At 35.8% G+C, this 22,710-nt stretch carries 20 protein-coding genes; 5 read left to right on the top strand and 15 right to left on the bottom strand.

Annotation, left to right across the window (positions count from 1 at the left end; all coding sequences use genetic code 11):
- The first annotated feature begins 145 nt into the window (after positions 1-145).
- The 4 genes from AC23MB_RS02475 (at position 146) to AC23MB_RS02460 (ending at position 4,392) form a co-directional block, all read left to right on the top strand.
- The gene (locus AC23MB_RS02475; protein ID WP_487786451.1) at positions 146-1,771 is read left to right on the top strand and encodes a leucine-rich repeat domain-containing protein; all 1,626 of its coding nucleotides are present in this window, start codon (positions 146-148) and stop codon (positions 1,769-1,771) included.
- A gap of 246 nt (positions 1,772-2,017) precedes the next feature.
- Entirely contained in the window at positions 2,018-3,196 is a 1,179-nt protein-coding gene (gene pncB, locus AC23MB_RS02470; RefSeq protein ID WP_313026669.1) for a nicotinate phosphoribosyltransferase, read from the top strand.
- Positions 3,197-3,357: 161 nt separating this feature from the next.
- Positions 3,358-3,810, top strand: coding sequence for a YciI family protein (locus tag AC23MB_RS02465; RefSeq protein ID WP_313026673.1), 453 nt, complete (start codon positions 3,358-3,360; stop codon positions 3,808-3,810).
- Positions 3,811-3,813: 3 nt separating this feature from the next.
- Entirely contained in the window at positions 3,814-4,392 is a 579-nt protein-coding gene (locus tag AC23MB_RS02460; protein ID WP_487786450.1) for a DUF1572 family protein, read from the top strand.
- Positions 4,393-4,461: 69 nt separating this feature from the next.
- On the opposite strand, the gene AC23MB_RS02455 is transcribed toward AC23MB_RS02460, so the two are convergent.
- The 10 genes from AC23MB_RS02455 to AC23MB_RS02410 form a co-directional block, all read right to left on the bottom strand.
- Complete coding sequence (locus AC23MB_RS02455; protein ID WP_487786449.1) at positions 4,462-5,016, bottom strand: DUF4252 domain-containing protein; 555 nt, start codon at positions 5,014-5,016, stop codon at positions 4,462-4,464.
- Positions 5,017-5,081: 65 nt separating this feature from the next.
- Positions 5,082-6,353 (bottom strand): DUF4252 domain-containing protein, encoded by a 1,272-nt coding sequence (locus tag AC23MB_RS02450; RefSeq protein WP_312322886.1) that lies wholly within the window; start codon positions 6,351-6,353, stop codon positions 5,082-5,084.
- Positions 6,354-6,382: 29 nt separating this feature from the next.
- A complete protein-coding gene (locus AC23MB_RS02445; protein WP_487786448.1) occupies positions 6,383-7,120 on the bottom strand; it encodes a hypothetical protein in 738 nt (245 codons plus the stop codon).
- On the bottom strand, positions 7,086-7,604 hold the full coding sequence (locus AC23MB_RS02440; protein ID WP_374329619.1) for an RNA polymerase sigma factor: 519 nt from the start codon (positions 7,602-7,604) through the stop codon (positions 7,086-7,088). The genes AC23MB_RS02445 and AC23MB_RS02440 overlap by 35 nt, the downstream gene beginning before the upstream one ends.
- Before the next feature lie 111 nt (positions 7,605-7,715).
- Complete coding sequence (locus tag AC23MB_RS02435; protein WP_374329621.1) at positions 7,716-8,876, bottom strand: GlmU family protein; 1,161 nt, start codon at positions 8,874-8,876, stop codon at positions 7,716-7,718.
- A 120-nt stretch (positions 8,877-8,996) separates the two neighbouring features.
- Positions 8,997-9,248, bottom strand: coding sequence for a type B 50S ribosomal protein L31 (locus AC23MB_RS02430; protein WP_079667302.1), 252 nt, complete (start codon positions 9,246-9,248; stop codon positions 8,997-8,999).
- A 361-nt stretch (positions 9,249-9,609) separates the two neighbouring features.
- Positions 9,610-10,365: an enoyl-CoA hydratase/isomerase family protein gene (locus AC23MB_RS02425; RefSeq protein WP_313026710.1), complete on the bottom strand. Its 756-nt coding sequence runs from the start codon at positions 10,363-10,365 to the stop codon at positions 9,610-9,612.
- Positions 10,366-10,554: 189 nt separating this feature from the next.
- Positions 10,555-11,280, bottom strand: a complete 726-nt coding sequence (locus AC23MB_RS02420) for a LytR/AlgR family response regulator transcription factor (protein ID WP_487786447.1) — start codon at positions 11,278-11,280, stop codon at positions 10,555-10,557.
- Positions 11,271-13,193: a sensor histidine kinase gene (locus AC23MB_RS02415; RefSeq protein WP_313026720.1), complete on the bottom strand. Its 1,923-nt coding sequence runs from the start codon at positions 13,191-13,193 to the stop codon at positions 11,271-11,273. Before AC23MB_RS02415 ends, AC23MB_RS02420 begins: the two co-directional genes overlap by 10 nt.
- A 62-nt stretch (positions 13,194-13,255) precedes the next feature.
- Positions 13,256-14,116, bottom strand: a complete 861-nt coding sequence (locus tag AC23MB_RS02410; RefSeq protein WP_487786446.1) for a two-component regulator propeller domain-containing protein — start codon at positions 14,114-14,116, stop codon at positions 13,256-13,258.
- A gap of 167 nt (positions 14,117-14,283) precedes the next feature.
- Between AC23MB_RS02410 and AC23MB_RS02405 the strand changes: the two genes are divergently transcribed.
- Positions 14,284-16,434, top strand: a complete 2,151-nt coding sequence (locus AC23MB_RS02405) for a LamG-like jellyroll fold domain-containing protein (protein ID WP_487786445.1) — start codon at positions 14,284-14,286, stop codon at positions 16,432-16,434.
- 110 nt (positions 16,435-16,544) lie between these two features.
- On the opposite strand, the gene paaZ is transcribed toward AC23MB_RS02405, so the two are convergent.
- From paaZ to paaC, 5 genes are all read right to left on the bottom strand, one after another.
- A complete protein-coding gene (paaZ, locus tag AC23MB_RS02400; RefSeq protein WP_313026732.1) occupies positions 16,545-18,593 on the bottom strand; it encodes a phenylacetic acid degradation bifunctional protein PaaZ in 2,049 nt (682 codons plus the stop codon).
- Positions 18,594-18,686: 93 nt separating this feature from the next.
- Complete coding sequence (gene pcaF / locus AC23MB_RS02395; protein ID WP_312321814.1) at positions 18,687-19,892, bottom strand: 3-oxoadipyl-CoA thiolase; 1,206 nt, start codon at positions 19,890-19,892, stop codon at positions 18,687-18,689.
- Between the two features lie 43 nt (positions 19,893-19,935).
- Positions 19,936-21,090, bottom strand: a complete 1,155-nt coding sequence (locus tag AC23MB_RS02390; protein ID WP_313026738.1) for a 3-hydroxyacyl-CoA dehydrogenase NAD-binding domain-containing protein — start codon at positions 21,088-21,090, stop codon at positions 19,936-19,938.
- 30 nt (positions 21,091-21,120) lie between these two features.
- Positions 21,121-21,609 (bottom strand): 1,2-phenylacetyl-CoA epoxidase subunit PaaD, encoded by a 489-nt coding sequence (paaD, locus tag AC23MB_RS02385; protein ID WP_313026743.1) that lies wholly within the window; start codon positions 21,607-21,609, stop codon positions 21,121-21,123.
- A gap of 162 nt (positions 21,610-21,771) precedes the next feature.
- Positions 21,772-22,536: a 1,2-phenylacetyl-CoA epoxidase subunit PaaC gene (gene paaC, locus AC23MB_RS02380; protein ID WP_312321817.1), complete on the bottom strand. Its 765-nt coding sequence runs from the start codon at positions 22,534-22,536 to the stop codon at positions 21,772-21,774.
- Between the last annotated feature and the right edge of the window lie 174 nt (positions 22,537-22,710).

The raw sequence follows: 22,710 nt of genomic DNA, 5'->3' as shown, positions 1-22,710 counted from the left end.
TATTAATAAAATTTCAAGAAAAATAAGAATAATGCATTATAAGCTTGATTTTGTCAAAAATCAGCAATTTTAATAAAATTACATTACAAAAAAAATAAATCAACTAATACATTTTAAATATATATTTGCAAAAAACATTTAGCTTTTGAAAAAAACTCTACTTTTTATACTGATTTCCAATTTTATATGGGCACAATGGAGCATTTCTAACGCACAAAGAAATGCTTTAGTAAGCTTATACGACAATACCAATGGACAAAATTGGAATCGAACTTGGGACCTATCAAAAGATCCTAGAACATGGTTTGGTATTACTGTCAAAAATGGTGATGTTGTCCAAATTTCACTCAACAACAATGCTTTAAAAGGTGTTTTCCCATCTAACTTGGCTTTGTTTACAAAACTTCAAAAATTAGACTTAGGAAATAATGAACTAAATGGTGAAGTTGCACCCAGCCTTTCTAGTCTAGCATCGTTAACGGTTTTAGACATTTCTAATAATAGATTATCAGGCGATCCCAGTACTAGAATATCAGGTTTGACAAACCTTGAAGATTTAAGTATTGGTGGTAACAATTTCGAAGTATCTGACCTTAACGCCAGTCTACAGAATTTCAGCAAATTAAAATCCCTGAATATTTCTCAGATGCAGCTAACAGAAATCCCTGCGAAGATTTCTACATTTTCTAATTTGCAACAACTTGACCTTAGCAACAACCAATTAACATCAGGTTTCGGTAGTTTAGCAAGCCTCACTTTGTTACAAGAACTTAACTTGTCTAATAACCAGCTTAATACCATTCCGGCTGAAGTTGCAACACTTATTAAACTGTTAAAACTAGACCTCAGCCATAACAATATTTCTAATTATTCTAACCTTGGTAATGCGCTAAGCCTAGAACAATTAAACATCGCAGATAACAAGCTAGAGCAAATTCCTAGTAAGATTACGACGCTTCCCAACCTTCTTAATCTTAACCTGAATCAAAATAATATTAAATCAGGATTATCAAATTTATCACAACTTAAAAATCTTCAACAGCTATCTATAGACGACAACGATCTTCGTGGTAGCTTTCCTACAGAACTTCTTAACATTCCAAGTCTTTTAATGTTATCACTTCGTGACAATCATTTGGAAGGCGAAATCCCAGCTAATATACCCGCAATTGCAGATGTTAGCAACAATAGATTTTCAAAGCAGGCTGTAGAAGCACAATTTGCAAATCCTAACTTCAATTATGATAGTTTTTATTACTCGCCACAACGTTATGACGGGCCTGCAGAAGTATTGGGTGTAATTGGTGAGCCCGCAAGTCTTTATCAATCTTTAAGCGGAACAGATTACAGTTTTACATGGTTCAAAAACTTGGACGAAAACATGAACATCGAAACCGAAAATCTTTTCTTTAACGAGGTCAAATCCGAAGATTATGCGACTTACACTGTCGAAGCTTTCACTTACAAAAAGATCGGCAACAATCTTATGCAATTATCACTTTTCCGTGAACCTATCAAATTAACAGATAAATTGGGCGTTGAAGATCCATCAAGATCGATTAAGATCTTCCCAAATCCAACAACAGATTTCATCAACATACTTGCAACCAACAAAAGCATCGAAAAAATCCTTATCTACGACCTTAGTGGCAAACAAGTTATGTCGACGACAGCAACAAGGATCAATGTTTCGCGACTTCCCTCAGGCGTTTATATGTTGAACATCAAAAACGAAAACGGCATTAAAAACTTCAAATTTATCAAACAATAATTTGAAACTACGATAATAAAATTTTTCAGGAGCATGGCAATTTGTCATGCTTTTGTCTTTTACACCCGCTGTCCGCTGTATCTTTAGGTTTGGCGCTCGGACGGCTCCGCTACGCTCCGCCGCCTCACGCCAACCCAAAGGATGCCGCTTCCATCGGGGCTAATTATTGAAGATTCCACATTCTTTTGACTAAAACTTATAACACAGAAAATGATAATTCAGTAGATTTGTATAAAACAAGCTTTTATGCAACATGTAAGACTAAAATCAATCCTAGATAACGATTTCTACAAAATAACGATGCAAAATGCCGTCGTAAAACTCTTCACCAACGAAATCGTCAAATACGAATTCATCAACCGAGGTCAACATAACTTCCCAGATAACTTTGCCGATGAACTTCGCAAAGCCGTTGACGACATGGCAAACCTAAAACTTACCAAAGAAGAAAAAGCCTATCTCCGCAAGACTTGTCCGTATCTTAGTCTTCCCTATCTGGACTTTTTAGAAGGTTATCAATACGATCCTAGCGAAGTCAAAATCGAACAAAATGGCAGCGACGTTAAAGTCAGCGTCGAAGGTTATTGGTACCGTACAATACTTTGGGAAGTTCCTATTCTAGCATTGATCAGCGAATTACATTATGAGATGAACCATTTCGAAAGACAGTCCAACCAAGAAGTCATCGACAAAACCGTCGAAAAAGGAAAGCATTTGACTGACCTTGGCGTTTCTTTCGCCGAATTTGGGACACGAAGAAGACATTCTTATCACGTTCACAATTTGGTAATGGAAGCACTTTTGCAAGACGAAAACTCAACTTTCATTGGAACATCGAATGTGCATTTCGCCATGAAATTTAATGTAAAACCAATCGGTACCCACGCCCACGAATGGTTTATGTTCCACGCGGCTGAATTCGGTTTCAAAATGGCAAATTCTTTAGCCTTAGAACATTGGATTGACGTTTATCGTGGTGATTTGGGTGTTGCATTGTCCGACACTTATACAACCGATGTGTTCTTCCAGCAGTTTGACAAAAAGTTTTCAAAACTCTTTGATGGCGTGCGTCATGACAGCGGTGATCCAATAGAATTTGCTGAGAAAACCATCGCGCATTATCAATCTTTGGGCATTAATCCGCTTTTCAAATACATTATTTTTTCGGATGGGCTTAACCTCGAAAAAGTGGACGAAATTACAAAAGCTTGTCGTGGAAAAATCGGAATTTCATTTGGGATTGGCACCAACCTTACCAACGATGTCGGCCTAAAACCTATGAACATCGTTATGAAATTAATCGGTGTACAAGCGCCCAATAAAGAATGGATACCGACTGTAAAACTGTCTGACGAAAAAGGAAAATACACGGGCGATCCAAAAATGATAGAACTTGCAAAAGAGTTTTTAAGAATCCAGGAATAATTACCCGTCATTTGCGTGAGGGCGAAGCGCATTGTCGGAGCTCGTTTTTTTTTCAAAAAAACAGCGACTGTGCGAAGACCGACCCGAAAGAGGAAATGGCGTGCGAGCGAAGCGAGCGCATAATTTCCGAATGAGGGACACGCCCAAAAATGTTAAAAGCTATGAACCAACTATTAACATTCGTATTCGGCATCTGCGCCGCAATAGGATTTGGACAGAATAAGAACTACGATAAAAAAATCGCAGATTCGCTGAGTGCAGATCAATACGGCATGCGTCCTTACGTTATCGTCATGCTGAAAACTGGTCCAACAAAAATTGACGACAAAAAGAAAATGTCAGAATTGATGCGCGGACATCTCGATAATATTGGGAAGCTTGCAAAAGATGGAAAACTGTCTGTAGCAGGACCTTTCTTTGATAAAAACGAAAGAGATTATCGCGGCATGTTTATCTTTAATGTTAAAACTATTGAAGAAGCAGATGCTTTAGTAAAAACTGATCCTGCGATTATGGCGGGTGTTTTTGCTTATGAAAGTTTCAAATGGTATGGATCAGCGGCTTTACCAATGTATCTGAAATATCACGAAAAAATTTCTAAAGAAAATCCTTAGATCATGGAAAGCAATTATCTCGAAAGCGTTAAAAAACAGTTCGAATATTACAAAAGTATTGGCGATAAAACCTTCGAGCAACTTTCGGATGACACTTTGTTTTGGCAATACAACGAAGAAAGCAACAGCATTGCAATTATCGTAAAACATCTTTGGAGAACTATGTTGTCGCGCTGGACAGATTTTTTGACAACAGATGGCGAAAAAGATAATCTTAATCGTGACTCGGAGTTTGAAAATAATATAAAATCTCGCGCCGATCTATTAGAAAAATGGAATACTGGCTGGAATTGTCTTTTTTCAGCATTAAACGACTTGACGGAAAATGACTTGGATAAAATCATCTACATTCGCAACCAGGGTCGTACGGTTTTGGAAGCCTTCAACAGACAATTGGCCCATTATCCATATCATGTTGGGCAAATTGTTTTAATAGGAAAAATGATTGCCGACAACAATTGGAAAAGTCTATCTATCCCAAAAGGAAATTCGAAAGTGTCTAATGATGAAAAATTTTCGCAACCGAAACATCAAGAACACTTCACCGAAGAAATGCTTAGAAAACTTGAAAATAATCAATAACAAAAAAACACTCGAATCTTCGAGTGTTTTTTGTTTGAAAAATATAGTTTTGAGTGAAAAATGTTTGAACTAAGATTTTTGGCTGATAAGTTTTGATTTTGAATTTTTAAAATTGATTTTCACTTTCGCATTTTGTCCTGCAGCCACCAATTTCGAAATATCATCCATTGTAAATTTGCCAGTTACATCGACAAATACGGCATCGCGATCTTGCGAGTTAACCACAATCATTAATTTTTTAATCGTATCATCTATCTGTTGCGCATTGATGTTGATAATATCACCTTCGCTGCGGATTGATGCCCATTCTTGAAACTTTTCATCATTAAGATAAGTCGTAAATTCTGACATGACTTTCGGACTCATATTCTCGGAAACCATCACTCGGATTTTAGAAACTTTCTTAACCAAATTAATAACTTCTTCGTTATCGCCTTCATTTCGTAACTGATTTTTAAGATAAGTTTTTGCTAAAAAAGTAGGCACATTAATGCTCATATAATTGGCTTGACCTCTATATTGTGGTGCATTAAAAAAGTCAACCGATGGCTTTTGCGAAACAATGCAAGATTGTAAACTTAGCAATGCAAAAGTCAAAACGGCAAAGAATAGATATTTTTTCATGGATAATATTTTATTTAATTTTTAAACTTAAAATCGTCTAAAAAAGTGATTGGTGAAATGTTATATTAATTGATCTGGGTAATACTTGCACCTGTTATTTTCTTAACATCGGTCACAATGTTACTAGGATTCCCTTTGTACTGAACCGACGCTGCAGAAGATACTTGTGCCGTCAAAGCATCGCTAACCGCTAGTTTTACACTACTTCCAGAAGATGCACTAACAGTCGCTTTTTTAGAAGTAAAACCAACTCCGTCCAAAGCTGCGCCACTCGACACGCTGTATGCAACATTATCGCCAGAGCCGTTAAGTCTTACAAAAGAGCCACTTGATACATCAATCGCCAAAGCATTTGTTTTTAAATCCATTCTAATGTTAGATCCAGAGCTTGCTTGTAAAGCTGCCGAAGAGGAAATATCAAACTTACCATCGATACGCGATCCTGAAGTTGCTTCAACCGCTAAAGCACGATCCGTAATGGTATTCATCGCTTGGAAGCTCGCTCCAGATTTTGTGACAATGCGATTCATTTTCGGGGCAGAAACAATAACTGTTAAGTTTCTGATATTTAAGTTTTTAACACCATTATTTCTGATGAAAACTTTTAGCACACCATTTTCAACTTCGGTAATAATGTACTTTAGTTTATCAGGCTCTACATCTACAAAAACCGATTGATTGGCAGCTTGCGTAAATTTTACACTCACACCAGTTGATACTTCGATGCCATCAAAATTTGCAACTTTTCTTTCGCTTTTAGAGTTTTCATCTGATGTCGAATTAATGCTCGAAATCGGATTAAGTGCTGTTACATTTTTAGTTTCTTCTATTAAATTAGAAACATCATCCATAGAGATTTTCCCATCCAACAGCATCAAAATGGTGCTTTCATCAGAAGAAATATTTAATAATAAATCATTTAGCACACCATCTTTAGCTTCCGAAGCCAAGAACTTAATTTTGTTATCACGACTATTGACAGTCATCAATTCTTCGTACTTCATCGCTTTAATAGCTGATAAAACACTATTTTTTTGGTTCTCATAATTCTGCAACGGAATTTTATTTTCCGCAGCCAACTCCGCTGGGAAGGTTGGTTTTTCCATGATCATAATATTAAGACCTTGGATTTTACTTAACAAAGGTTTTATTTTACTCAGCTCAGAGTCGCCAATGTTAAGTTTGTTCAACATGCCGAACATTGGTTTTGCAATCTTTATCGTCGTGACACCCTGCGAGTCTTGATATTGCGTGAATAACTGATTCAGCTTTTCGGACTGACCAAAAATATTGGTCGATAAGAAAAACAGGACGAGTAATATTGATAGTTTTTTCATTGTCTTAAATTTACAAAAATCAGTTGTATTTACTTTACACTTTGTGCTTGGTCAACAGTTTGGCTAACATTACTTGCAAGATAGTTAAAAGCATCTTCTGTTAGTGCCAAAGCTTCTTGCTCGTTGTATACAGGTTTTCCGTTGATCATCACGTAACTTGGGTTGTAGGCAACCTCGCTTTTGCTTGATGGTTTTGCCTGATTATTTTTTGCCGGGGAAGATGTCTCTGGTTTTGATGTCGTTGTCGCAACCTGATTCACCCTTGGGGTCTTTGTTTCAATTGTTGTAGGTTCAGAGATGTTTGCCTCTGTATCGTGCTTTGTTGGCTCTTCTATATTTTGAGAACCTATATCTTTCGGTGTAGTTTGTTCTGGTTCTAATGGTTCTGTATCTTGTTTAACAACGCTTTTTAAAGGTTTATTAAAATCACCATTTTCTTCATTAACAAAAAGGTAACCTCCCAAAACTCCCATAAACATTACTAAACTTGCAGCCATCCAATAATTCTTCAAACCGCTTCCGAATTTTGGTTTTGCTGTAACTAACGGAATAATTGTCGTTTTCTCTTCAGCTTGCTTTCCTCCCGCATCTTCTACTTTCGATAAAAAACTACCGAAATCCATCATCATCTTTTCCTGTTTCTCTTCTCTTAGAAAAGAAAAATAAGGATCGTCGCTTTCTTGCTTTAGAAGTTCTTCTTCTTCGGGCGACAGCTCCTCACCTTCAAAAAATCTATACTCCCAATCCTTGTATTTGTCGGTTTTCATACACGTAAAGTTTATTAATAGCTTCTCTCACCTTCTGACGGGCCCGCATCAGGTTAATTCTCACTGCATTTTCCTCCATTTCTAGAATCCCGGCGATCTCGGAAATGTTGTATTCCTCAACATCTTTAAGGTGGATGACCATCTTTTGTTTTTCGGGCAAATCGTTGATAAACTTCAAAATTTGCTCTTTCAAATTATTGGTTTCTATTTGATAAAGCTCGGATCTACCGTATTCTAATTGTGCGAAATTCTGTTTAACATCATGGTGTTTCAGCCGGTTGAGACACTCATTTTTCACACATCTTAATACATAAGATTTAAGATTATCTATAGAAAGTAATTCTTCTTTTTTCTGCCAAAGCTTCATCAACAATTCCATCGTTACATCTTCGGCTTCGTCGGCGCTCATAACAAACCTTTTCGCAAAACGATACATCTCATCCTTGAGTGTATATATCGATTCTTGAAATACTTCTTTAGTCATGTTATGTTTGCCGGTTTATAAGTAAGACACCTGTGATTACAAAAATATTACATTTAAAATAAAAAAAGCGCTTAAATAAATTTAAACGCTTGATTTTCAATAAAATGAAATTTAATAATTCTCGTAAATATATTTTAAAATATGTTTGTCATTTTCAGTTAAAACAACTTTGCGACGTTCCATTACTCTCTCCGAAACTTCATAAGCTTTCTCGATTTTGAATTTTTCATCACCCTTCATGCCGCCCCAAGTAAAATTCTCTACCAAATTTGGTGGAAAACCAGCTTTGAAAATATTAGCAGCAACGCCAACCACAGTTCCTGTATTTAGTTGTGTGTTAATCGCTGTTTTAGAATGATCTCCCATAATCAAACCACAGAACTGAAGTCCAGTATCTTCAAAACGTTTGGATTTGTAATTCCAAAGTTTGACAGAAGCATAATTATTTTTAAGGTTTGAAGAATTGGTGTCGGCACCAAGATTACACCATTCGCCAATCACAGAATTACCAACAAATCCGTCATGTCCTTTATTCGAAAAACCGAAAACTACAATGTTATTAACTTCGCCACCTACTTTAGAATGCGGGCCGATGGTGGTCGGTCCGTAGATTTTTGCACCAAGATTAAACTTAGAATGTTCGCACAAAGCAATTGGTCCTCGAAGGTTGCAACCTTCCATGACTTCAGCATCTTTACCGATATAGATTTTACCAGTTTTACAATTAACTGTTGCAAACTCTAGCACAGCTCCTTCTTCTATAAACAAGTCTTTTTTGTCACCTAAAAATCCACAAGTCGAAGACAACTCTTGCGACGTGCGACCTTTCGTTAACAATTCAAAATCGAAATCGATGGCTTTGTCATTATACGAAAACAAATCTGTAGGTTTTTTGAAGAACAAAATCTCTTCTGTAACATCGGTCATTTTCTCAATCTGGTTAAGAGAGAAGTTTTCCATATTGATGTTAGCCACCAAAAGTTCGTTGTCGTAGACTAGCGCTTCACCAGCTTTCAGATCTTTAATTTGTTGTAAAAGACTTTCTGATGGCAAGAAATTCGGAACAATAAAAAGGCTTTGTCCCGCAGCAGGTTTTTTATATTTTTCTTGTAGAAAATCTTCGGTGATGTAGAAAGAAGTTTCTATATCCAAAAGCTTTTTCCAGCGTTCCGAAAAGGTCAAAATCCCGACACGCATTTCTGCGACTGGTCGTGTAAAAGAAAGCGGAAGAAAATCTTCCCAATATTGTGCGTCCGAAAATACAAGTTGCATTTTTATAGAATTTAGATGTTAGATATTAGAAATCAGACTTTAAATCTTAAAGTTCAAATTTAATAAAAAAAGCTTCCGGAAAATCCGGAAGCTTTTATATTTTACGTTAATTCTCTAAAATTATTTAGCGAATTTTTTGTACTTGTTCATGAACTTATCAACACGTCCTGCAGTATCAACTAACTTAGTTTTACCTGTATAGAAAGGGTGAGAAGTAGAAGAGATTTCCATTTTGATTAATGGATATTCTTGACCTTCGTATTCGATAGTGTCTTTAGTATCAGCAGTAGATTTGCAAAGGAACATTTCATCGTTACTCATATCTTTGAAAACTACCAATCTATAATTTTCTGGGTGTATACCTTGTTTCATTTCAGAATTTTTTAAAAATTTTTGTTTAAATATGAGTTTCGGACGTAATGGCTTCCTACTACTCTGGTATTTGAGATTGCAAAATTAAACAATATTTTTTAATCTACAAATATTTCATTAAAATTATTTGGGCGTGTCCGCTTGTTTTTTTTTCCTAAACTTTGGCCATCCAAAAAAACAAGCGGGTCGCTACGTTCGCTCCTATCTTTTGTAATTGGCGCTGAGTGGGTTGGTTGATGAGCGGAGCCCAAACGCCAATTACAAAAGGATATCCGCTACCATCGCTCACGCGCGCGATTCCCTGTTACTACTATACTCTTTTGGCGCTCGCTTCGCTCGCGCCACCAAAGCATTTGTACAACTATTTCGCTTTAAACTTATTAATAGCATTAACCGTAAACTCCGACAATACCAATTGCCCACTAACCGCAGCACGTTCTGTTAAAAGAGAATCCCAACTTTCTGTACCTTTCCAGAAGATTTCTTTTAATTGGAACATCGCTTCAGGATTTGATTTCGCAAGTTTCTCGGCAAGAATTTCGATTTCAGCGTCCATTTCTTCTGTTGTCTCGTAGACATCTTGGAACATATTTTTCTCACGCGCCCACTCCGCCGAATAGAATTCGGTAGCATTGATTGCCAACTGTGCGAAAGCAGCCGTTCCGATTTTCTTTTCTACAACTGGACCGATAACAAAAGGACCAATACCAACCGCCAGTTCGCTCAACTTAACCGCAGCGTTTTCTGTTGCAAAAGTATAATCCGCAGCGCAAGCGATACCAACACCGCCGCCAACAGCTTTACCATGAATTCTTGCAATTATCAACTTTGGAGATTTGCGCATCGCATTGATAACATTGGCGAAACCAGAGAAAAATACTTTTCCAGTTTCGAAATCTTTAATCGAGATTAACTCATCGAAAGACGCACCTGCACAAAAGGCTTTTTCTCCTCCACTTCTCAGAATAATGACTTTTACCTCATCATTTTTACTGAGGTTATTAATTTCTTCTACAAGATTCTTGAGTTGAGAACTCGGCATCGAGTTGCTTTGCGGATGGAAAAACTCGATGGTTCCAATTCCGTTTTCTATGGTTGACGTGACGTGTGCTTGCATTTTATTAAATTAAATTGACTGACTATACGTTGGTAAAGATATTGCTTTTCACATATCTGAGCAAACCTTGAAAACAGTTCGTTAAATTCTAAATTAAACCTGAGTAAAAAATGAAATTAAGCTATCCTTAGACATCATAAAAATTTCATCGATAGATTGTTAATCAACTTATCTCTTAATCAGAGCAATTTATTCCATAATCAAATCAACTTTATCCAGAGAAACAGGAATGCAAATTTTATTATTAAATTCCAAATTTCCGCCGTTCGATTTATTATAAATAGTAACATAACTCAAATTAGCAATATATGATTTCTGAACTCTCAGAAAATTAGGATAACTGGAAAGTATGTCTTCAAAGTTTTTCAGATACCTGCTGCAAATCATTTTTTCACCATTGAGCAAAACAATTTCACAATAGGAACCTTCTCCTTTGATATATAAAATCTGATTGGTTTCCAGAAACACAATGCTATTGCCAGTTGGAACAGCTATTTTGTTCAGTTTATTCTGATTGATATTCTCTTTTAAAACTTTGATGTTTTCTGTTTTTATTTTTTGAAACCGCTTGACCGCTTCTACAAGTTCATTTGGATTAACAGGTTTCAGTAAATAATCAATCGCTGAAAATTTGAATGCTTTTATAGCATATTGACTATAAGCCGTGGTAAAGATGATGGAAAAATGGATGTCTTCTTCGTGAAAAAAATCAAACAATTCCAGTCCGCTATGACCAGGCATCTCTATATCCAGAAAAACCAAATTAGGTTTGTGTTTGTTGATTTCTTTTACTCCTTCGGCAAGCGTCTCGCATTGTTCAATGATTTTTACATCCGGGCAATATTCTTCAATCAGTAATTGCAATGCAACACGTGCTCTGATTTCGTCATCTATAATAATTGCTTTTATTTCCATCTGGCTGGTATGTTGATAATTACTTTAGGTCCTATTGACTCTTCAAATTCTAATTTGTCAAGATATTGAACTGTAATTTTATTGGTTTTATTTTTATTCAGAATTTCCAATCTTTTTGAAATAGCATTGGTTGCAAATGACATATGATTTTTTCTGTTGGTTGCATTTAATTCTACACTTTTCTTCCTGCCGATGCCGTTATCATCAATCCAAATTTCCAAAGCATTATTGTTCCTTCTGAAGTCGATGGTCAATAATTTCATTCCTTTCAAATGCAGCAATCCGTGCTTAATGGAATTTTCTACAAAAGGCTGCAAAAGCATTGTCGGAATTTTGATTAATTCTGCATCAATTTGTTCATCAACAGTGATGGTGTAATTGAAATCATTAAAAAAACGCGCTTTTTCCAGGTCGAGATAAAGTGTTATGGTTTTTATTTCTTGCTGAATGGAGATATAATTTTTCTCCGTTAATTCCAAAATCATTCTCGTTAATGAAGAAAATTTGTTGAGATAAGTAATTGCCTCTCTTTTTTCATTCGATAAGATGTAGGACTGGATTGTATTCAAAGCATTATAGAAAAAATGCGGATTCATCTGTGACTGGATTGCTGTGAGTTTTGACTCATTCAGACTATTTTCTAGAGAAATCCTGTTGACTTCGATTTGGTTTTTTTTCTGAATTTTCTTCAGTTTAGATTTATAAAGCAGGTAGAAAAAAGTCATTAAAATCAGGATGCAAAAAACAATAAAAACATAACTTTCCCAAAATGGTTTTTGAATGGAAAAATTGTAATTGATAATTTGATTTTCAGTTTTCTCAAGATTTTCAATTTTGAATTGTATCGCATAATCGCCCGCCGCAAGCGAAGAGAGTTTCAAGCTTCTTTGGTTGTCTTCCAGCACGACCCATTTACGGTTATTTATTTTATAGGAAATAGGGAATTTAGTATTCGGCAAGTAAGCCAGGACAGAAAAGTTGAAACTGAGGTTATTTTCATCAAAAGCTAAATTCTTAGATGCCGCCACTTTATCATTCACCAAGACATTATTCAGCCTAAATTTGGGTAATTTTTCATCACTTAAATTAGAATTGGATTTGATGATTAGTCCGTCTGATGTTGCTAAAATGGTTTTATCTGATAATGTTGTAATGTCGCTTACGGAAACATCCGGAGTAATAATTTGAATTTTGGTTATTTTTTTTGTCTCCAAATGGTATTGAAAAATCGCATTGTCTGTAAACAAAAACATTTTATCATCAATCAACCTGATATTTTTGATGTCATCAGTAATACCATTCGAGATATTTTCTTTAGAAATCTGATTGTTCTGATTGATTTTTAATAATTCATTTTTATTCGACAACAGGTAAATGGAATTCTTGTAATAATACATTTTTTGACAAAAAACAGATTGATTCTTGTAAAGAATTTCCGTTTGAGAATCCAGTTTTTGAGCATAAAGGCCAATGTTTGTAGCAAAATAAATGCTTTGGTTTGCAGAATTATAAGCAACGGCTTTCCCTCTGACGTTAACCAATAAACGCGCCTCACTAAAAGTTGTATTATTTTTATTGTAATACTGTAGATATAGAGCATCCCAAACCGACTTTTTTGCTGCATCCAAATAAAAAATACCACAAACACCACTTGCAGCAAACGCATAATATTTCTCATCAATTTTAACGATGTCTTTTACAGCATTGTTGATTTCGGTGGTTGATTTACCGATAATTTTAAAATTATTTGAAGTAATGAAGTAAGTATTCTTGTCTTTAAATATTTTATAAACCTCGTGATTCGACTTTCCGTTATAAATGATTTTTTCTTTAAATGTTGTACTGTTTAGTTCACTCAAAATATCATTTTCATAACCAATCGTAATTTTTTCATTATCAGAAAACAAAGTCACAGGTTTGGTTTTGCATTTCCACAAAATAGAATTGAAATTCGGAACATACAGCAGTCCGTTGTTTAGGTTAGAAATCCAAATTTGTTTTCGGCATCTTTAAATATGCTCGAGATATTATAGTTTTTAAAATAGTTGGTGAATTTAGAATCATCATATTCAAACAATCCACGTGTAGTTGCCAGCCATAGCTTATTATTTACAAAACTTAGATTTTGAATAATGCTGCCTTTTAAAACAGTTTTTTTAGTAAATAACTTGTTAGAATATTGGAAAAATTGTCCATCAGTTTTTGAAACAATGTATAAATCTTCTGCATTACTTTCAATCAACACAGATTTTGCATTCGTCAATTCAGGAGGAAGTTCTAAAGATGCTATATTTAAATCGTAATCATTTTTTAAAAGTTTGTCGGTAAAAATGTAAAAATATTTCCTTGATAAATGTGTAGCTTTCAGAGAGATATTATTAAATTTTATTTTACGAATGAGTTTTAGATTGTTCAGGTCGTAAACTTCTATCTGATTTTTCTGAATCGTAAAAAGCTTATCTTCAATAATTCCAAATTCATAATAGCCGATACTGTTTTCTTGTTTGAAAGATTTTAAATCATTATTTTCAATATAATATAGATAACCATCAAAATTGATATACCATATTCTTCCAAACTTATCCTGCAGAATGTTGGAGCCACTTTTACTTGTCTGTTTTTTTGAAAAATAGGTAGAAAACTTGGTGCCATCATATTTAGACAATCCTTCACCGGTTGCAAACCACATAAATCCATTTTTGTCCTGAAAAACATCATAAACCTCATTAGACGGTAAACCTACCGACTTATCAATAGCATAGGAATATGGGTCTTGAGCTCGAAGAACAAAACAGTTTAAAAATAGAATGCAAAAAAGTAGATAGCGCAGTTTCAAATGGTGGAATAGTTACTTTACAAATATACTTTAATAACTTTTTGTACAGTGATTTACAAATGATTTGAGAAATAAATTTCATCAACTCATAATCCTGTTTGATGAATTGGTCTCGTCAATATAAACCTGGTGAAAGTAGTTTTGATGTAGAATTAAAATTTACAGACATGAAAAAACTATTACACTTTTGTTTATTACTGATTGCAGCAAGTGGTTTTGCACAAACACCAATATACAAATGGGATTTCGACGAAAGTATGAACAATTCGGGTTCAGCTACAATTTCAACTTGGATTCCAAGTGGTTCCTCTTCCTCAGCTTATGTTTCCAATAGATTTGGAGAACCTAATAAAGCTATTCATATTCCAAATACTTTGGGATATTCCATTGATATTACAAATGGAGCAATGCCTACAGGAAATGCTTCAAGGACATTAACTTTTTGGGTTAAATTTGTCAATGATACAGACAATAAAAATTATCCTGTAGTAGGCTGGGGTAATGTCGCAAGCGGACAAGCGTTTGGGTTTTGGAGAACCGGCGTACAAAACAGTTACTACACATATGGTACAGGAAATGATTATAATGTGCCACAGACAAATGCCCAAATACAAGCAACTAATAACGGTTGGATTCACGTTGCGATGGTTCATACGGGTTCAATGCTTTCTATTTATTATAATGGTGTATCGCAAGGAAATTTTGCAAGAGCCTTAAATACTGGCGTCCAATATTTTGGTCTTAATCGATTAGTAAATGCTTCTGCTGGTACGGGTGATGTCATACAAGTAGATGATTTAAGAATTTATAACGTGGCATTAAGCTCTACTCAAATAGGTGATATGTATAATCAAGCCACTACTGCCGCACCAACTATTACCAACCTGTCTTCTTCAAATATCGGAACTACAACTGCTACAATCAATTATACCGTTAATGCCAATAATGCGGCTACAACTACCGAAGTTCGTTATGCAGTTACACCGGTAGGATCTTCGCAAACTCAAAACGGACCAAGCGCATCTGGTATAGCCAACACACAGCTAACACAAAATTTAACTGGATTATCTCCCAACACAACTTATGAGTATAGTGTCTGGGCAACCAATAGTTCAGGAACAAATTTTTCAGCTCCTTTAACATTTACAACCGGTTCAACAGCACCAGCTGCAATAACGGCAGTTAATTCTAACAGTATCACGGATGTTTCAGCTACAATTAATTTTAATATAAATACAAACGGAGTCGCAACACCTACAACTATTAATTACGGAACTTCTGCATCTGCTTTGACAAGTACTACTCAAGGTCCAATTGTAAATTCAAGTGTTCCAATGTCAACCAATATAGGTTTAACAGGATTAACAGCCAATACAACTTATTACTATAAAGTGCAAGCGACTAATGGTAATGGTATTTCTAATTCTACTGTAAGTAGCTTTACAACATTAGCAACTGCTCCAACACCAATTCCTATTTATCATTATAAATTTAATGGAAATTTAAATGAAGAACATGGCGGACCGGCTTTAACCATAAGTCCATTAACCATAATGCCTTATAGTTTTCCAAACAATAGTGCTTTGCTGCTTGAAAAAGATAATCTGAATAGAACACCGTTTTTCACAGCCACTTTACCTAATTTACCACAAGGAAATGCGGCAAGAACGGTTTCCGTAAGAGTTTATTATGAGTCAGGTTCGCTTTCTTCAGAAAACAATCTTTTCTCTTGGGGAACTACTGTAAATACTCAGGCTTATGGTTTTAGTCAAACGGCTTCAAATGCAAATAATTATTTTGGGGGACCAACAGATTTAACTTTTTCGATGCCAACCAATTTTGCGACTTGGTACACATTAACCTTCGTTTATGATGGAACATTGGTTAAGGTTTACAGAGACGGAAGTCTTTTGCAGCAAGGAGCAAAAAGTTTGAACACAACGGGAACAATTCTTAGAATTGGATCTACACCAGATCAATCAGCTCGTTTTTTAAATGCTAGAATTGATGATTTAAAAATCTATAATACAGCTTTAACTCAATCACAGATAATAGGCTCGATTGAAACATTAGCCAACAATGATTACAATTCAAATACTTTAAAATTCAATTTGTATCCCAATCCTGCTAATGATATCGTATCAATTTCTACGAAAAATGAATTGAAATCTGTTGAGATTTACTCTTTGGTGGGACAAAAAGTTTTAACAACAGCTCAAAAAGAATTCAATATTTCTCAATTAAATTCAGGACTATATTTAGTAAAAGTTGAAGATGTGAACGGAAATGTCTCTAACCAAAAATTAATCAAAAAATAAGGAAGATTTTCATAAAATTAAAAAGCTTTAGCCAAGACTTATTTTAAGTTTTGGCTAAAGCCTTTATAAATATCATACGAACAAAGTGTTTAATTCAAATTGCTAATAATTTATTCTTGATTCAGTTTCTTTACCATTGTCAGAATGGTTGCAATCGCAACGGTTTCTCCCGTTTCGTCATAAACATCTACCAGCCAACGAACAATTCCTTTCGCAATATCTTCTTCGTCACGTTTTTCTTGATTAATTTTTTCTTTGCAGGTAAACTTCACGCCAATTGTCATTCCTGGATAAACTGGCTTCACAAAACGGCATTCGTCCAAGCCATAATTTAGTAAAACAGGACCTTTTCTGGCGTCAACGAATAATCCAGCAGCTTTACTCAGAATGAAATATCCGTGAGCCACACGCCCTTCGAAAATTGTCCCTTCCAAAGATGTCGCATCCATATGTGCATAGAAATTATCTCCGGAAACATTGGCAAAATTGGTGATATCAGATTCTGTAACAGTATGTTTTGCCGTGATATAAGTTTCACCGATTTTCAGTTCTTCAAAATGCTTTCTGAATGGATGAATGTTATCTTCCCATTGTTTTCCGCCGTATTGATATTGCTGAGTGATATGCGTTAACGTTGTTGGCGAACCTTGAATCGCCGTGCGTTGCATATAATGAAGAACGCCACGTTTTCCGCCCATTTCTTCGCCACCGCCAGCTCTTCCCGGACCTCCGTGAATCAACATCGGCAAAGGTGAACCGTGACCTGTACTTTCTTTGGCGCAGTCTGAATTAAGAATCAAAATTCGGCCGTGCATTGATGCGGCTCCAATAACAAAATCTCTGGCAAAATCATCATCAGCCGTCACAACCGAACAGCAAAGCGAACCTTTTCCCATTCTTGCTAACTCAATTGCTTCATCTAAATTATTATAAGGAATGATTGTGCTAACTGGGCCGAAAGCTTCAATATTATGACAATCTGTATATTTAAAAGGGTCAGAATTAAGGAATAAAATCGGAGAAATAAATGCGCCTTTATTTTTGTCCGCACCTTTAACTTCAAAATTTTCCAGATTTCCGAAAACGATTTCCTGAGTTTTGGATAATTCCTGAACTTTCTCAGAAACTTCTTTCACTTGGTCTTTATTGGCCAAAGCGCCCATTCTTACACCATCAACATTCGGATCACCGATGATAACACCAGAAAGTCTTTGTCCAAGTGCAATCTGAACATCTTCCACTAAATTTACAGGAACTAATAATCTTCTGACCGCTGTACATTTTTGTCCAGCTTTAGTTGTCATTTCGCGTGTTGCTTCTTTGATGAACAAATCAAATTCCGTTGTTCCAAGTTTTGCATCTTCGCCTAAAACCATTGCATTCAAGGAGTCTGCTTCCAGATTGAAAGGAACAGATTCTTCAACAATTTTTGGATGAGATTTCAACATTTTTCCTGTTGAAGCCGAACCTGTAAATGTCACAACATCTTCCATTGTCACATTATCCAGAATTCCGTTGGCTGAACCACAAATCAATTGCAGACTTCCTTCAGGTAAAATTTGGGAAGCAATAATTTCTTTAACGACAACTTCGGTTAGAAAACTGGTTGCTGTTGCAGGTTTTACAATTGCCGGAACGCCAGCCAAAAGATTGACCGCAATTTTCTCCAACATTCCCCAAACCGGAAAATTAAATGCATTAATATGAATTGCAACACCACGTTTCGGAGTGCAAATATGATGTCCGATGAACGTTCCTTCCTTCGAAAGCTTCACCGCATCGCCGTCGATGTAATAAGGTAAATCGGGAAATTGCCTTCTGAGTGATGCGTTAGCAAAAAGATTTCCAATTCCGCCTTCGATGTCTACCCAGGAATCTGCTTTGGTTGCGCCGGTTGCCCAACTCACTTTATAGAAAGTTTCTTTCTTTTCCAAAAGATGGAATGCGAGTTTCTTTAACATTAATCCTCTTTCCTGAAAAGTTAATTTCCGAAGAGCCGGGCCGCCAATTTTTCTGGCATAGTCCATCATTTCCGCAAAATCCAGACCTTTGGAAGTTGCTGTTGCTACCAATTCTCCATTAATCGAATTATATAAAGCCTGCCCTTCTCCCTCACCTTTTATCCATCTTCCGAGCGCATAATTTTCTAGTTGATTCATTTTTTTTGTATTTATGTATTTATGAAAATGTACAAAGTAGAATGTGTCGTTAAATGTACTTTTTAATTTGTACATTCTACTTTTTACAACTAATTAAACCTTCTCAATTACCACCGCAAAACCTTGTCCCAAACCTACACACATTGTTGCCAGCGCATATTTTTTATTTTGATTATGAAGTTCATACATTGCAGAATTCAGGATTCTTGCGCCACTCATTCCTAGTGGATGACCTAATGCGATTGCACCTCCGTTTGGATTGATTCTCGAATCGTCATCCGCCAAGCCCCAAGCTCTGATACAGGCTAAACTTTGTGCTGCAAAAGCTTCGTTTAATTCAATAATATCAATATCATTAAAAGTAAGACCTGCTTTTTGCAAAGCCAATTCTGCGGCTTTAACAGGACCAATTCCCATGATTCGTGGCTCTACACCAGCAACAGCGCTTGATACAATTCTTGCTTTTGGTGTTAAACCAAATTCCTTAATTGCTTGTTCTGAAGCAAGAAGATTAGCTGCCGCACCATCATTTAATCCTGAAGCGTTACCAGCAGTTACAGTTCCATCTTTTTTGAAAGCCGTTCTCAGTTTTGATAAACCTTCAACTGTTGTATCGTTTTTAGGAAATTCGTCTTTGTCAAAAATTATATCTTCACCTTTTCTTTGAGGAATATTAACGCCGACAATTTCTTTAGACAATCTTCCGTTTTCCTGAGCAACTTTAGCTTTCTGCTGAGAATTATAGGCAAACAAATCCTGGTCTTCACGCGAAATTTGGTCACGCTCAGCAAGATTTTCTGCCGTCTCGCCCATGGCATCAGCACCATACATTTCTTTCATTTTTGGGTTGATAAAACGCCATCCGAAAGTTGTATCATATATTTTTGAATCGCCACCAAAAGGCGTTTCTGTTTTTGAAATCACCAATGGACCACGTGTCATATTTTCGACACCGCCAGAAATCATCAAGTCGGCATCGCCAACCTGAATTGCTCTTGCTGCATTAATCGCCGCTGACAAACCGGAAGCGCAAAGTCTATTCACCGTTTCGCCGGGAACGTGATAATCCAAACCGGAAAGCAAAGCTGACATACGAGCGACATTTCTGTTGTCCTCACCTGCTTGATTGGCACAACCTAACACGACATCATAAATTCTTTTTTGGTCGATATTCGTGTTACGCTCCAAAAGTTTTTTAATAACAAAAGCCGCCATATCATCTGGACGTATGCTAGCTAAACTTCCTTTAAGTTTTCCGATTGGTGTACGAACACCGTCTACTATATATACTTGGTTCATTTTTTTTGATATTAGATTTTACAATTAATATTTTTTTCTATCGTTAATAAAAAGTTTTGTTTTCTTTGGCTAAACGACGGATAATTGGACTACAACGGTAGCGATCTTCATGATAGAAGTTATAAAGTTCATCCAATTCTTTTTCTAAATTTTGAAGTCCAAATTCGTCTGCCCAAGCTAATAGTCCTTTCGGGTAATTAACGCCTTTAGTCATTGCAACATCGATATCTTCAACTGAAGCAATATTTAAGAAATAGGCATCTGCTGCTTCATTCATCAACATTATTAAAACTCTTTTAAAAATTTTTTCTAAAAGTTTAGGATTTGTATCTAGTTCTGGCTGTGTCGCATTTTCTGAATAGTCATAAAAACCTCTACCCGACTTTCTTCCATAAAATCCAGCTTCGAATAATCGTTTTTGAGTAAACGATGGTTTAAATTTTGGATCATAGAAAAACTCCTTGAAAACACTTTCTGTAACACGATAGTTAACGTCATGTCCTATAAAATCCATCAACAGGAAAGGTCCCATTCGGAAACCTCCCAAACTTGTCATGGCATAATCAATCGTCGCACAATCTGCAACGCCTTCTTCTAAAATTCTGATTGCTTCTCCATAGAAAGGTCTTGCCACACGATTCACGATAAATCCTGGTGTATCTTTCGCAATAGCAGGAAGTTTTTTCCAGTTTTCAACTAAAGATTTCGTTTGTGTAACTATAGCAGGATTGGTTTGTACAGCAGGAATAATTTCAACCAAAGCCATCAAAGGTGCTGGATTAAAAAAGTGAATTCCGATAACACGATTTGGTTTTTGGCAAGACGCTGCAATAGAAGCCATTGACAACGAAGACGTGTTACTTGCCAAAATACAATCTTCAGATACTAAATTTTCTAATTTTTGAAACAAATCTTTTTTGATATCTAAATCTTCGATAATTGCTTCTATAATTAATTCCGAATGCGAAAGTTCATCCAATTTATTAACTAATCGAATTTTACTAAAATAAAGTTCAGAATCTTGCAAAGAAATTTTTCCTTTGTCAGCCAGTTTTTGAAAGGTTGCTTCTAGATTAGCGCCAGCTTTCTCTAACGCAATCGGATTGCTATCGTACAGACAAATATCATTGCCCGCCATTGCGACAACTTGAGCAATTCCGCTTCCCATTGCGCCACTTCCTACAATTCCTATTTTCATTTACTTTTTAATATTAGAATTTCATTTTTATTAATGACATTTAAAATAGTCAAAAGGTTCGCGGCAGTCTTCGCATTGATATAATGCTTTGCAAGCCGTCGATCCAAATTGACTTATCAATTTTGTATGACTTGATCCGCAATGTGGACAAGGCACCTCATCGGGCTTTGCAAACAAATCGTCTTGATTTGTTTTAGAATAAACTGGTGGCGCAATGCCATAAGCTTTTAGTTTTTCTTTTGCCTCCGCTGTCATCCAATCAGTCGTCCAAGCCGGACTTAATCGATTGGTTAATTTTACATTCTTGATACCTTTTTCAATAAGTTTTAATCGAATTGACTTATTGATCATTGATGTTGCTGGACAACCTGAATATGTTGGCGTTACAACAACTTCGACATCATCATCTTTGATAAGAACTTCTCTGACAATGCCAAGTTCCAAAATGTTAAGCACAGGAACTTCTGGATCCTGTACTTCACTTAAAAACCGCCAAATTTGTTCTTCTTTAAACTGCATTTCTTGCTGCTATTTCGACGGTTTGTAATCGTCGTTATTAATTTTAGCCATCGGTTAAAACCCAATGCTATGATAATTCGTACCTTCGGGACTATACAAGTTGAAGCATATTTTCAAATGTAAAGATTAGTATGAGGAGAACTACGAAGTGGCTCAACTAATTTACCATTCCATATTAGGGTAAGTGCGTTGCATATATTGCATTTCTGCAAATATGTAACCTAAAGCCTCGGTATGTTTACCGTCTTTACCACCAATTAATTTTCTTGATTTTGAAAAATCAACAGTCAACGTCGCTTCTTCTAAAACCTGATTAACACGAGTTATCCATTTATCTTTAAAAGTTGTGATGTCTGGCATTTCACCTGAAGCTATCAAAGACCTTTCCCAATTAGTTGGAATGAACATTTCGTCGGTATAATCAACAAAATCAAGAATTGATTTTTGAATTTTATCATGACTTTCTTCAGTGCCATCACCTAAACGGATTACCCATTCTGAGCTCCATTTTGTATGGTAAGTTGCTTCCTTCAAAGATTTTTCAGCGATGGCTGCAATTTCTGAATTTGAAGATTTCTTCAGTTCATTTAACAACAAAACATGATAGATATCGAAGTAAAACTGTCTTGCAATGGTATCTCCGAAATGTCCGTTTGGACGTTCGGTGATTAAAAGATTTTTGAAATCTCTTTCGTTGCGTAAAAATGCTAAATCGTCTTCAGTTTTGCCTTCACCTTGTAGATTAGCCGCTAACTCATAATAATGAGATGCTTCTCCTAAAAGATCCAAAGCAATATTTGACAATGCAATATCTTGTTCTAAAACAGGTCCTTTGCCACACCATTCTGACAAACGTTGCCCAAGAATCATGCTGGTATCTGCCAAATGAAGAAGATAGTTGAGCTGGTTGTTTTCTTTATTTTCCATTTTACTTGAAACGCTAAAATGCGCAAGTTTTAATTTTAAATTTGTTGATGGACTTTATAATTAAGTCCAATTGGGCTAAAAATTTTATCTTCCTCCGAAAATTAAAATCGGAACCCGAATCTGCAGCCCGGCCTGAGTGGAGCTCTTTTTGTGTAGCGTAGCGAAACAAAAAAG

Source organism: Soonwooa sp. T0.1_25, assembly GCF_057652215.1.
The sequence above is the reverse complement of the archived record's forward strand: the minus strand, read 5'-3'. Positions and strand labels throughout refer to the sequence as shown.